This is a genomic window from Oribacterium sp. FC2011, from assembly GCF_000701645.1.
Taxonomy (GTDB): domain Bacteria; phylum Bacillota; class Clostridia; order Lachnospirales; family Lachnospiraceae; genus Oribacterium.
Genome location: NZ_JNJM01000013.1, coordinates 81,971 through 95,172 on the forward strand (window position 1 = coordinate 81,971; position 13,202 = coordinate 95,172).

The 13,202-nt window shown below is 36.8% G+C and carries 10 protein-coding genes; 5 read left to right on the forward strand and 5 right to left on the reverse strand.

Going from position 1 to position 13,202, the window contains the following annotated elements; translation table 11 throughout:
• Window positions 1–11: 11 nt before the first annotated feature.
• Complete coding sequence (locus T357_RS0111775) at window positions 12–425, reverse strand: hypothetical protein (RefSeq protein ID WP_031552767.1); 414 nt, start codon at window positions 423–425, stop codon at window positions 12–14.
• A 303-nt stretch (window positions 426–728) separates the two neighbouring features.
• Here T357_RS0111775 and T357_RS0111780 point away from each other — a divergent pair, with 303 nt between their 5' ends.
• Entirely contained in the window at window positions 729–1,433 is a 705-nt protein-coding gene (locus tag T357_RS0111780) for a recombinase family protein (protein ID WP_044916830.1), read from the forward strand.
• A 166-nt stretch (window positions 1,434–1,599) separates the two neighbouring features.
• On the opposite strand, the gene T357_RS0111785 is transcribed toward T357_RS0111780, so the two are convergent.
• The 4 genes from T357_RS0111785 to T357_RS20360 form a co-directional block, all read right to left on the reverse strand.
• Complete coding sequence (locus tag T357_RS0111785) at window positions 1,600–1,998, reverse strand: hypothetical protein (RefSeq protein ID WP_031552773.1); 399 nt, start codon at window positions 1,996–1,998, stop codon at window positions 1,600–1,602.
• On the reverse strand, window positions 1,995–3,167 hold the full coding sequence (locus T357_RS0111790; RefSeq protein WP_031552775.1) for a hypothetical protein: 1,173 nt from the start codon (window positions 3,165–3,167) through the stop codon (window positions 1,995–1,997). Before T357_RS0111790 ends, T357_RS0111785 begins: the two co-directional genes overlap by 4 nt.
• A 170-nt stretch (window positions 3,168–3,337) precedes the next feature.
• Complete coding sequence (locus tag T357_RS0111795; RefSeq protein WP_031552778.1) at window positions 3,338–3,949, reverse strand: hypothetical protein; 612 nt, start codon at window positions 3,947–3,949, stop codon at window positions 3,338–3,340.
• Window positions 3,950–3,953: 4 nt separating this feature from the next.
• Window positions 3,954–4,793 carry a ParA family protein gene (locus T357_RS20360; protein WP_049962403.1) on the reverse strand — a complete coding sequence of 280 codons (840 nt, stop codon included), beginning with the start codon at window positions 4,791–4,793 and terminating at the stop codon, window positions 3,954–3,956.
• A gap of 1,716 nt (window positions 4,794–6,509) precedes the next feature.
• On the opposite strand from T357_RS20360, the gene T357_RS0111805 reads away from it, so the two are divergent.
• The 4 genes from T357_RS0111805 (at window position 6,510) to T357_RS19310 (ending at window position 13,193) form a co-directional block, all read left to right on the forward strand.
• Window positions 6,510–6,911 (forward strand): hypothetical protein, encoded by a 402-nt coding sequence (locus T357_RS0111805; RefSeq protein WP_031552784.1) that lies wholly within the window; start codon window positions 6,510–6,512, stop codon window positions 6,909–6,911.
• Window positions 6,912–7,118: 207 nt separating this feature from the next.
• Window positions 7,119–8,213, forward strand: coding sequence for a glycerol dehydrogenase (locus T357_RS0111810; protein ID WP_031552786.1), 1,095 nt, complete (start codon window positions 7,119–7,121; stop codon window positions 8,211–8,213).
• A 142-nt stretch (window positions 8,214–8,355) separates the two neighbouring features.
• Window positions 8,356–11,970: a DNA polymerase III subunit alpha gene (locus tag T357_RS0111815; RefSeq protein ID WP_031552788.1), complete on the forward strand. Its 3,615-nt coding sequence runs from the start codon at window positions 8,356–8,358 to the stop codon at window positions 11,968–11,970.
• A 182-nt stretch (window positions 11,971–12,152) separates the two neighbouring features.
• Window positions 12,153–13,193, forward strand: coding sequence for a hypothetical protein (locus T357_RS19310; RefSeq protein WP_044916832.1), 1,041 nt, complete (start codon window positions 12,153–12,155; stop codon window positions 13,191–13,193).
• Window positions 13,194–13,202: the final 9 nt, after the last annotated feature.

A 13,202-nucleotide genomic window follows, 5' to 3' on the forward strand; every position in this document is an offset into this window, starting at 1 on the left:
GTGTGAGAGTATTATTTCTTCTCTTCTACTTTTAGTTTCTGAAAGCTGGTAGCATTTCCGGGAATCTCAGGCTTCATATATTTTTTCCTGTGTCTTAACGCAAGTACCGTTTTATAAAGCCATTCATTATCATCAGGATTACCAAGAACATCATCTCCTCTGATGTACTGTTCCATGATGCCACTGAGCTCCCAGATGGCCATCTTTGCTATTTTGTCAAAAATCTCTTTCTTTCTGGGACTAAGCTCATAATACTTGATCGCCCACTGAGCATCCTCTATATCTGAAAATCCCTGAGAGACTATATCTCGTTTGCTATCTATTACATCATACTTATCATTCTCTGAAGTACTCGGTACAACATAGTGCTTTCCGCATTTCAGACCATAAATACCATTTTTATATTCTTTGAGTTTTAAAGCCATATTTATACTGCCCTCTCTCACTGTGATATTTTTTTAATTTTCCGTCGTTATTATACAACTATATCAAAAAACGATGTCATAGTTTAATAAATAGTACAATTCATTATTAGTGAGACCGAATCCGTCTTTATCAGGACAATCTTTCCCGCTAAGAAGCAAGTACATAATTAGCATTATTAAATAAAGTCTTAAAAGTAATGTATGTTAAAACGTATCAAAAGTGATTGACTACAGTTTGAAAATACCCTAAAATCTAGTATCAATAATAATGTTCGTTACATTTGATATGTTTGGAGGGGCAATATGGGTACAATTTGGGGCTATTGCAGAATTTCGAGAAAAACGCAGAGCATTGAGAGACAAATAAGAAACATATCCAAAGAGTATCCCAGTGCCATAATAAGACAGGAAGCCTTCACGGGAACAAAAATCGACAGACCTGAATGGAGTAGATTATGTAAGTCGGTCAAATCCGGAGATACCATTGTTTTCGATTCTGTATCCCGTATGAGCCGTAATGCAGAGGAAGGGATTAAAGCATATTTCGAGCTGTTCGATAGAGACATAAACCTTGTATTCCTGAATGAGCATTATATAGACACCGATATATATAAGAACAACATCAAAGACCGTATAGAGCTCACAGGCACAGATGAGGATGAAATATTTAAAGGTATAAACAACTACTTCCGGAAACTTGCCAAAAGACAAATTCGTGTGGCTTTTGACCAGGCTGAAAAAGAAGTCTTGGATCTGCATGAAAGAACTAAGGGCGGTATCGAAACAGCTCGTCTTAAAGGGAAACAGATCGGACAACCAAAAGGAACGAAACTTACCACGAAAAAATCAAAGGAAATGAAAGAGATCATCCTTAAATCCTCAAAGGACTTTAATGGTAATCTTTCGGATATAGATATGATGAAGCTGACAAAACTGGCGAGAAACACATTCTATAAATATAAAAAGGAATTGAAGACTCAGGCAGCGACAGTTTCTGAATCTGCATGATAGAAAATAATATAAGAAGAAAATAAAGTATTTTTCATTGCAAACAACGCCAAAAACGTCAAAATTAATTGTGTCGCGTTCAAAAATGGGATTTAAAAAACGTATGAGCGAGGAACCACAAATAATTTGTGGTTCCTCGCTCATTCATTTAACATCATAAGATGATTTAGAAGTAAAGCTGGTTATCTTCATGCCAACGATTAAGTTCTTTGTACTTCTTAACTCTTCTCTGATAAGAACGTATGCCGATTCCTGCGTAAGCTGCAGCTTCTTCGGATGTATGGGATTTTCTATAATTAAAGACATCCGAAACGGTCTTAGCCTGCCCTATCAACTTTTTTCTTCCGGCATTTCTCTTAGCGATATTGTTTACATATGACAGAACCACATTTGCCGATTCACCGGCAGAATTTAAAGTTAGATGTACCCCGCTTTTTACAAGAAGGACGTTTAATTCTTCAATATCCTTTGCCAGCTCAGTTGTCTCCTTCTGATTCATCTCTTGAAGAACAAGTTTCAGGCTGTATATAACCCCGGCTGAGGGATCAGTAATTTTTGTAATCATGCTTTCCGTCCTCTCTTCTTCTTAGCGTTAAGAACCCCATCCTTTACATCAGACTCATTCACCACGGCAAGCTTTTCATCCTCGGAAATGTCATTATACACTGAGACAAACTTATTGATGAGAAGTTCAAGATTCTCAAGCTCCCTGTTATGGAAGTCGTATTGAACTGATGTAGCTTTGTAGATTGTCTTAACAAGACTTGAGGTAAGGCTGTTAATGCTCTTAAACTTGTCCTCTATAGCAAGCAGGGTACTTAGATTTGGGATATTACTATAACTGCCGGCTCCGCTCCTCATATCTTCGTCTACAGCATCAAGTATCTCTTTTCGGTATAACTTTGATTTGCTCCTTGCCTGGGCAAGCTGGTTCTTAACGTTAGCGAGCTCTTTTTCGAGCAGCTTGTTCTGCTCTTCCATTTCCTTTAACTTCTGCTCATCCATATAATCAATCTCCTCTTTCATCAATCGGCATAAGGTATAGGCATCCTGTTCTGTAACAGTTATCATCTGGTATCTCAAAATGAAATCATATACACAGAGCTGAACATCCGGTTTTACACTTGAGATCAGGTATGCTGCTCTCAGGCTCAGCACCCCACTTTTAAATAAATTTATTAGAGGTGGCTCGAGGTGCCGGATGATACCTACATATCTGTATAGATTCTGTGTTGACATAGGTATCAGTTCAGAAAGGACCTCAATGACACGCCGGTTGATATTGCCATCAATTAGGTTCGGATCTTTACCTTTGTCAGGAGCAATAGTCCTTAAGATAAGATCATACCCAAACTTTACTACCTGTATGATTGAAGACTCGTCTAAGTCTTCAATGTCAGTGTTCAGCAAAAATTCGAGAGAAGCTATTTCGGTTTCTGACAAACGACTGTCTATTACAATAGCCGGTATAGAATCGAAAACCTTTGCCAAAGGTAATCGCTCCTGCCCTTCTATGAGAATATACAGGCCGGTCGGAATCTTGTTTTTTCCGACATTGACCGTTTCCATTCTGACAATTACTGGTTTAAAGAATAATGAATAATTAGACGCTGAAACGTCATATTTAATTGTGACGTTAGATGATTTTATTACTTCGTGATCTAAAAAAACCGGAGGCGTTCCAAAAATCGATATGAATTTTTTCAGTCGTCTGATGTCAATTTCAGCCTTCATAAAAAAATCACCCAAAAGAATTTTTCTAGAAAAATTATAGGTGAAATTTTGACAAACGTCAAATTTAATATAGACGCGAATAATTTAAAAGAATCGTCGTAATTAATACGGCGATTCTTTGAATAGAAATATGCTAATTTGTAAATATATACAAATATATATAAATATATTTATATATTCACAATGGTGTTCCCGGAAATGGCTTCTCCGTTTTCTGCAAGATACTGTTCAAATTCCTTCTTACGAGCCTGGAGCTCATGAGCTATCATTGCCCTTACAAAAAAGTTAGTATTACGACCATAAGTTTCTGACATGAAGTCCATAAAACGCTTATCTCTCTCGTTAAGAACAAGAGGCATCGGTCTCTTCTCTGAGCCTATGAAATATGGCTCAACTTTGGGACCACGTTTTTTAGTCTTGGATGTAGTTTGCTGAATAATCCTTGATGTTGATAATGGTGTAGTTTCCACAACACTCTGTACTGGTTGGGAAATTGGCTCATCTACTCTCTTGGGAACAACTGGAGTATTAATGACCGGCTCTACAGGCGGGTTAACATCATTCTTTACAGCTTGTTCCTGAGCCGGTTTTGTATCTTTTACTGGAGTTTTGTCTTGAGCTGGCACTGCTTTCTTAACGGGCTTAGGTGCTTCCTCAATAGGCTCTGGTACTGCTTCATTCTCTTCTTCCAATGCAGCTTTTTTATTTCTTGCCATCATTGTCTGCATGGCTGCGGGAACCTGGAACTCTTTTTTCTTTTTCTTCTCTGCGTTAATACTCATAGGTTTACCTCACATCCTTATCAAGTTTCTTTTCAAGATCCAGGAGTTCTTTTACAAAGTATTTGTAATCCATGGCTGCGGTAGAATCGGCCTTGTAGTCAAAAAGGTTCTGCATCTCGTTCTGTGCTCTTTTAACTTGTGTGGTCTTATGGATGATTTCCTTGAAGCAGTAAATATTGTTCTCATTTGCGAAGTATTCAATACCTTCTGAATATGTCTGATCATTCTTGGTGTTTGACTCCACAATGGTTCTAAGAATTCCAGTTATCTTGAAATCAGGATGATTTTCAGTCATTCTGTACTTCTTTGCGAAATGATCAAGACGCTTTTGTAAAGAATCAAGTCCCTGATATCCATATACATCAAGAGTTGTAGGACATATTATCTGGGAATTTGGTGAAGCAAAGTAAGCATTCTTAACCATAAGGCTAAGTGAAGGAGGTGTATCGATGATAATGTAATCATATTCTTTTTTCATGTCACGAAGTGCCTTGTTAAGTGTTTTGATGTTATCGGAAACACCCATATAATCATCATCGGCACCAACAAGCTCAAGATCACCAGGAACAAGATCAAATCCGTCCTTTGTAGGCACTATTATGTCGTCCATAGTGACTTCTTCAGCATCTTCCTGGCCGGTATAATATTCAAAGATATCCCAAAGTGTTCGTATTTCGTTTGTGTCTACTCCACAGGTGAAAGTCGTGTTGAACTGCGGGTCGCAGTCAATGACAAGAACTTTCTTGCTATGGAACTTTACAAGTGCTGTTGCCATCTGGATTACAGTTGTGGTTTTTGCGACTCCACCTTTTAAATTATGTACTACGATAACTTTTGAATTCATTATCTGTGACCTCCCATTGACGTTAAAACTGTATATATACAAATATACGTAAATATATGTAAATATTTTCCGAATACTTACAATATACCACAACAAGAAACTGAGTTCAATATATTTGAGAATATTTAGAAATATTAATACATATATACGAATATACGTAAATATACACATATATTAAAATATATTTAGGCATATATTGAAATGTAATGATATCTTTATAAATACATGAATATATATTTGAATTTAAAATAAGAACATATGTAAATATACGTATATATATTTTATGTAAAGAGATATATTAAAATATACAAATTAGAAAATTTGTTAAAGGATGGGAATATAGAAATATATACATATATACGTAAAAAGGATAATTTGTCTTTAAGGTAAATAAATAGGAATATACTAATATATTTTTATTGATTTGCTTTGAGATGTATATAATATAGATATAGTTCACTTGTTAATAACTGAATAAATACAAATATATATAAATATATGAATTTAATAATACTTGAAAAAGCGCGGGTATTTTATATAATTAGTTTAAACGCATTGTGAGCTATAATACTTGCAATTATTTCAGGATCTACACCGTTGATATATTATAAATATATACATATATATCAAATAAATGCTGGATTATTTGGACTTAAATAAAATCAAATATATATAAATATATGTAAATATATTAAAATGCAGTGTTCCATTGGCAAGTTATATAATGCATATAATGAAATATATACAAATATATATAAATATTTCAATAGATATTAAAATATCAGAATATTTTTAATACAAATATATAGAAATATATGTATTAAATTAATGTATATAAATATATTGATAGATATTTATAAAAATACTCAAATATATAAAAATATATCTATTAAATAAGAATATACGTATATACTAATAAATATATAGATATATACGCAGATATATATGAATATATCTATTTAATCATTCGTCAGATTGAGTATTTTGAAATATATTGGAATATATGAGAATATATCTGAATATATTAATATATATCTATAGTAAACAGGTATAAAAAACAGTTGATTATTAGAAGATATAATGTCAAAGTCGGATCCGGTAATGAAAGCTATATATTATGGTAAAGATTATGAATCATTGGCCAGTATATAATTAAACAGGAGACCATCAAATATATCGGTGATTAAGAAATAACTCTATATCATTTATATGTCTAGAATCTTATGTAACTTAAGCATTCATCAGAGGACTGATTTTATAGTACGCGTTTAATTCTTTTAATTATGAGAAGGATTATACAAATATATATTTTTATGGAATATATGTAAATATATAAGAATATATACATATATTTATAATATAATCAAATAATCTTACTCTTAAGACTGTTAAGTAATAGTATTTCTAATAATATAAATTCTCACATTATTTATAAAATTACATGCAAATATAGTATATATGATTTCTTTAGGTGAAAGAGTAGTTGAGGAGTAGATATAGAATCCTGTCAATTCTGAACGAAAAATCATTACGAATACTATCCAAAATGTTCAAATATTCTTCTTGAGGAGCTTTAAAACAGCTCATGTTTCACGTTTACCTAAAATGACGAATTTAAATTTGACGTATTAAGCTGCAGAAAGCTATTATCTGAGAAATCCCCTTCCATATTTAATAAAAACAGTAATATAAGTTGGAAGGAGAGAGACACAGAATATGGAAGCATTTAAAGATAACGACAGGCTCATAATAGTTCTTGGTGACGAGACATACAGAAGTTTTGAGTACAAGGGCAGGAAAGCTCTGGCCATTGAAAAGCCATGTAAAGAGCTTGAAAGTATAGTCTCTGAAACAACACAAATAGGAGCTGTGAAGTCTTTGTCGGCACCTGAACGAATAAAAGTAGAAAGAAAAGAAAAGGAAGAAGTAAAGGTCGCTTTCGAAAAGGATATAGAGACAGCATCTGTTGCGGAGGTCGGTAACTTTCTTTTTAAACTTAGAAAGGATCCAAAAGTTCAAAAAATCATAGAAAGAAGATATGGGCATGTATCAATGGATTTTGTGATCCATTGTAAGGGCGAAAGAGAGCTTAAGGAGCTAGCTTATGACCTTCTGTGAATCAAAAATGGTTGCGGTTTCTCGCAGCCATTTTTTTATATATGATCTGGACATGTTTTCAGTTCAGCAAAGAAGGCCAATATGTAACAATTTATTGTTAATTGTTTATCAATTTGTACATTTAACATATTGTACCTCTGAACACAAAGGTCTAAAATTATATATGCATTGTTAAATAATTAACACAAAGGAGGCACATTTATTATGATGGGCAGGTTAAGAGCAATGCGCGAACCACTCAAGTACGTTCAGGGGCGAGACGCATTAAACAAGTTTTACGATGAGATGGGTTACATGGGCAAGCGTTGGCTGTTTGTATGTTCAAATAGCGGTTATAAGGCTTGTCACGACAAGATTGAGAAGAGTTTTGAAGGTCACGATGACTACAGACGTTATGAGATCTTCGGCGGAATCTCAAGCAATGGTGAGATCAAGAAGATGCAGGAGATAGTAAAAAACGACAACATTGACGTTGTTGTTGCTATCGGCGGAGGAAGCGCTGTAGATACAGCTAAGGCTACAGCATATTATGAGGGCAAGCATATTGTAATTGTTCCTACAGTTGCCGCAACAGATGCACCTTGTACAGGGCTGTCAGTTATTTATAACGATGACCACAGCTTTGACAAGTATCTTTTCTATCCAACAAACCCTGATGCGGTAATGGTCGACTGTAATGTAATAGCAAACGCACCGGTACATTTCCTTATATCTGGAATGGGTGATGCTCTCGGAACATATTTCGAGGGAAGGGCTTCAATTCGTACAGAATCAGCAAGTCTTGAAGGAACCGGAATCACAAGAGCCGGTCAGGCACTTGCAAAGCTCTGCTACGAGACACTCCGTCAGTATGGAAAGCAGGCTATTGAGGCTTGTAAGCTTCATGTAGTAACTCCTGCTCTTGAGAATATTATAGAGGCTAACGTCTACCTTTCAGGTGTTGGTGCTGATAATGTTAACTGTGCAGCTGCACATTCCTTCTATAACGGTGTTACCGCAGTAGGATGCAAGCATGCAGATCATGGTGATTGCGTAGCTCTCGGCACACTGGTACAGCTTGTACTTGAAGGTGCTACTAAGGAAGAGTTTGACGATGTTCAAAGCTTCTGCCTTGAAGTCGGTCTTCCTGTAACACTTGAGCAGATTGGAATTACATCTGAAGATCAGGTTAGGATTATTGCTGAAAATGCCTGTGTTCCTGGCGAAACTATCCATAATCTTGCAGGAGATGTTCAGCCTTGTGAGCTTTACGATGCAATCATGCAGGCAGATGCTATGGGTAGAATAGCTCTTGGCAAGTGATTTATTTTTAATAAATAGTTATAAATTCAAAGAGGTTGAGAGGGATTAACAATCCATTCTCAGCCTCTATTTTCTTATCTGAGTTTTCTCTTTTCATAATTACATAGAAAGCAAATATAAGTTATTAAATGAGGTAAAAGATATGGAAAGAGATTATATACAGATGCTTGAATCGATACCTGATAATCTGAGTCTTGGCGTTCTGCATGTTCATTCCTTGTTTTCAATTAAGGATTCAACTCAATCTGTGGAAAATATAGTAAGGCGAGCAAAGGAATTAGAATGCCCTGCTATAGCATTATCAGATTTTGGCAATATGTTCGGGATGTATGAGTTTTACGATACATGTAAAAAATATGGCATTAAGCCAATACTATCGGTTGAAGCTTTTGTTAAATACGCAAAAGACATTCGAAGGCTTGTTATCATGGCCAAGAATGAAGACGGATTAAAGGCAATGTTTAGAGCAATTACAGCCTCAAACAGAAATATAATGACAGTAGGGAAAACAGAATATCCTCTAATGGATAAAGGCATCTTAACAGAACATTTTGGAAGTAATTCTCTAGGACATGGAAATGTCATAGTGACTTCATCCGGAATAGAAGGAGTCCTTGCAAAAACATTACTTGATGAATCGATATCTGCAAATGAAAAGCATATGGCTTTAAAAAGAGAATCCGATTGGTATCAAGATACCTTTGGAGTCGGCAATTTTTTCATTGAGCTTCAATATCATGGAGATGAAACTGAAAAGAAAGTCATGCCTGAACTGGCAAGGTGTTCTGAAGAATGGGATATCCCTCTTGTAATTTCTAACGAGCCATACATGACTAGCAATACTTCTGATGACGCAGTGGCAAGAGCTATTGTGCTGTCTCAGAAAAATAAGAAATGGAAAGATCTGACGGATACAGACAGAGAATTCTATATCAAGACTGACAAACAGCTTGTAAAAAGACTTGCTGAGATAATTCCTACGGAAAGTATTATTAAAGGCTACGGTGGTATACAAGAAATCGAGATAAAGTGCGAATGTACACTTACAAACGAGAAACATTACCCAGCTGTAACGGTTCCGGATGGATATACAAAAAAGACTTATGTTGAAGATCTTGTAAAAGAGGGAATCAATAAAAGATATGGAAAGGACCATGAAGCTTTATTTGATGAAAGAGCTAAAAACGAGCTTTCAGTCATAAATAAGCTAGACGTAAATGATTACTTCCTTATCGTTCAGGACATTTGCGACTATGGAAGACTGGTTGCAAAGCTAAATCTTGATGATGAAGAAGAGAAGGCTATAGCAAGAACTTTCGACAAAAAGGTGATTTCTGAAAAGGTAAAAGGTAGAGTCGGGGAAGGTGTAGGTCCAGGCAGAGGATCAGCCGGTGGCAGCATAGTTTCGTATGCGTTACATATCACGGATATAGACCCTGTGGCAAACGGACTATATTTTTCAAGATTCTTATCGTCTGAACGAACATCAATGCCTGATATAGACATTGATATAGAGACTAAGGCAAGACCATTTGTAATCGAGTATGTAAAACACAAATATGGAGAGGACTGCGTAGCCGGCATTATGACACTAGGAAAGTTCCAGGGAAGGTCAGCTATTAATGCCGCCGGAAAAGCACTTGCATACAGAAAAGGACTTAAATCAACGGAGTACGATTCATTATGCAGTTTAATCTCTGAAAAAGCGGAGGAACTATCCGGACAAGACCATCTTGATTTCACGATGGACTATAACGGGAAGGGTACTCTCGAACATGAGCTTCTGGAGATTTTCAGCGGGCAGGAAGATGCAGACTTTATTATACATGGAGCAAGACTTATTCAGGGCTCTATAAGTGCTAAAAGTCAGCACGCTGCGGGAATCATTATAACGGATGGAACAAATCTGACGGATATAGTCCCGCTCGTTTGGAATGAATCTTCCGGAATGATGAATATACAGTGTGATAAGAATGAGGCAGAAAAACTCGGACTATTAAAGATAGACCTGTTAGGACTCAACACCTTAACCATAATCACACGTACGGAACGGATGATTGAAAAGACTCATGGATTAAAAGTGTGTCTTTCGGATATTCCTTTTGACAAGAGTGTAATGTCGAGTATTTTCCAGAAAGGAAATACAGATACAGTATTCCAGATGGAATCCAATGGAATGAAGAGTCTTAACAAACGATTTAAGCCGAGAAACCTTAAGGATATTGCTCAGGAGAACGCCATGTTCAGACCGGGTCCAATGCAGTTTATCGATTCTGTAATCGAAACGAGAAACGGTAAAAAGCCTGAGTATCTATGCCCTGAACTTGAAAAGATTCTCAAGGAAACTTACGGTGCAATAGTTTATCAGGAACAGATCATGAGGATCGCAAAAGAACTTGCCGGTTTTTCAGAGACTCGTGCTGATGGTTTCAGACAGGCCATGAGTAAAAAAATAAAAGCGAAACTCGAAGGAATGAGACAGGCTTTTATTTACGGAGACGAGGAGGCCCCCGGATGCATCGCAAACGGAATAGAAGAAGAAACAACAAAAAAGATATTTGAGCAGATGCTTGAATTTGCTAAGTACGCCTTCAATAAGTCTCATGCAGTTTCGTATGGGGTTTTAGCATACCAGACAGCATGGTTAAAATGGAATTATCCTGTTGAATGGATGTGTGCGAACCTAAACAGCGTGCCTACAGAAAGGTGGGTTAGATACTTTAAGGACCTTAAAGAACGTAATGTAAGAATCCTAAGACCAGACATCAATAAGTCGGGGATGGGATTTCTGATGGAAGGATCCGACATACGCTATGGTTTGTCCGGTATCAAGAATATTGGAGAAGGTGTACGGTATATCATTAAGGAAAGAGAAGATAATGGAGATTATTCCTCATTCCAGGATTTTATATTTCGTACAAAGCCGGATAAAACAGTACTTGAGATGCTGATAAATAGCGGCGCATTCGATAGTTTCTGTAATAACAGAAAGGCCCTTCTGACTCTTGTGCCAACAGTATTATCGTTGGTGAAGAAACTGAAGAAAGCTGAGACAGATCTGGTTGTTGCATTAGAAAGTGGTAATGTCATAAAGACAGAGAGCTGTATGGAGTCACTTAAATCTGTAAAAGGCGAAATGATGGAGCTTGAGATTAATGAAAACATACTTGAAAACATTGAAGAACGTTTCAATATTGAAAGGGACCTGTTGTGTGATTACATAAGTGGGCATCCACTTGATGCTTATATCATTCCGAAAGGGTTATCTACCATTATTAAGACGGGTTCAGTCAAAAGCTGGGATTCAGTCAAGGTGGCCGGTATGATATCAGACCTTAAAGTTACGAAAAGAAGGTCAGACGGCGCCGAAATGGCAAGTTTCAACCTTTCAGACAAGACCGGAACCGTAAAGGTATGGTGTTATGCCAAAGAGTATTCCAAGTTCAAAACTCTGATAAAAGAAAACGCTGCGGCGGAAGTGGAACTCCAAATAAGACCGGATAATGGTAGGCAGAAACTTGTCATAACAACAATGAATGCTTTGTCACAGGCAAAAGATATCATCTGCATACGTATTAACAACATTGCAGAATGGTACTTCGAGAAACAGGATGCCATAAAGCCATATATAAGTAAAAATGGCAACCCCTGTATCATCATTGATGCAACATTCAACGAGAAAAGGAAATATGAACATCCTATAAATCCATGCATTGTAAATTCAAAAAACTTTAATGCGGAAATAGTGAAAAATTAGCATATCTAAGAGACTGGCAGAAAAAAGCTGGTCTCTTTTTTTGCGAAAAATCATTACCACTACGCAAATTTGAACCTTATATAAATTATCCCCTCACATAATTAATTTGAATCAATAAAAAAAGGAATATGAGCATAAAAAAATATGTGAGTAATATTCCAAACGAAGAAAGAGGTAAGAAAATGTTGAAAGAATTTATCTTATTAGAAGAAAGAGCCCGCAAAGAAGGATTATTTGTAGACGTACAGCCTGCCGGCTCAAACGGAGTTTCTGTTGTAGTCTCTAAAGGTTCAGACAGAGTAGTTAGACTATCGTCTGGTGAAAACCTTAGAAGCGCTCAGATGGAAGCAGAAATAGATGCGCTTAGAGCCTTCTTCCACATAGCAGAAGACCATATCGAGAATGAAAGCATACCAACTGCCCAGACAGATATCGGAAAGGCTAAGGCTCAGGCTGAAGCAAAGGCAAAGGTTGAGAATGAAGCAAGAGTCAAAGCTCAAGAAGAGAAACAGAGAATAGAAGCTGAGAAGGCTCGCGCTGAAGCCAAAGCAAAGGCTGAGGAAGAAGCTAGGGCCAAAGCCGAAGAAGAGAAACAGAGAATAGAAGCCGAAAAAGCTAAAGCAGAAGCCAAGGCTAAAGCTGAGGAAGATGCCAGAATAAAGGCAGAAGCTGAGAAGGCACGTGCTGAAGCTGCTGAGAAATCAGAAGAAGAGGAAAAGGCAAGAGCAGAAGCCGAGAGAATGAAAGCAGAAGCTGAAGCAAAGGCAGAAGCGGAGGCTAGAGCAATGGCTGAAAAAGTCAGGGCAGAGGCCGAGGCCAAGGCAAGAGCCGAGGCAGAGGCAAAAGCTCGCAAGAAAGCTCAATTAGAAGCAGAGCTTAAGGCTCTTGAGGAAAGTGCAGATACAGCAACATCAGAAACAGGTGATGTAGAAGGTGAGCTGGCTCCGGACTTTAAGTTTGCATTTGGCCTTGCGAATAAGTTTGAAAATAACTATTACTCTCAATTGATTGTGAATCAGACAGGTTTTGCAAAGGCTGTGTTACAGGTAGATCCTAATGCAAGTTCAACACATCCTGACTTGGCAAAGTACGTTCGTATGTCGAAGGCATATTGTGCTAGTCGAGGCATTACAGTAGGCAATATAGAAAAGATTGCGGCTTATTGCAAAGAGAACAATACTGAAGTGACACCTGACACAATCAGGATGGCTCTTGCAAGTTAAGGGGGCATG

Excerpts from the sequence above, each read along its gene's own strand:
- T357_RS0111775 (WP_031552767.1), bottom strand. The coding sequence starts at position 425 with ATGGCTTTAAAACTCAAAGAATATAAAAATGGTATTTATGGTCTGAAA.
- T357_RS0111780 (WP_044916830.1), top strand. The coding sequence starts at position 729 with ATGGGTACAATTTGGGGCTATTGCAGAATTTCGAGAAAAACGCAGAGC.
- T357_RS0111785 (WP_031552773.1), bottom strand. The coding sequence starts at position 1,998 with ATGATTACAAAAATTACTGATCCCTCAGCCGGGGTTATATACAGCCTG.
- T357_RS0111790 (WP_031552775.1), bottom strand. The coding sequence starts at position 3,167 with ATGAAGGCTGAAATTGACATCAGACGACTGAAAAAATTCATATCGATT.
- T357_RS0111795 (WP_031552778.1), bottom strand. The coding sequence starts at position 3,949 with ATGAGTATTAACGCAGAGAAGAAAAAGAAAAAAGAGTTCCAGGTTCCC.
- T357_RS20360 (WP_049962403.1), bottom strand. The coding sequence starts at position 4,793 with ATGAATTCAAAAGTTATCGTAGTACATAATTTAAAAGGTGGAGTCGCA.
- T357_RS0111805 (WP_031552784.1), top strand. The coding sequence starts at position 6,510 with ATGGAAGCATTTAAAGATAACGACAGGCTCATAATAGTTCTTGGTGAC.
- T357_RS0111810 (WP_031552786.1), top strand. The coding sequence starts at position 7,119 with ATGGGCAGGTTAAGAGCAATGCGCGAACCACTCAAGTACGTTCAGGGG.
- T357_RS0111815 (WP_031552788.1), top strand. The coding sequence starts at position 8,356 with ATGGAAAGAGATTATATACAGATGCTTGAATCGATACCTGATAATCTG.
- T357_RS19310 (WP_044916832.1), top strand. The coding sequence starts at position 12,153 with ATGTTGAAAGAATTTATCTTATTAGAAGAAAGAGCCCGCAAAGAAGGA.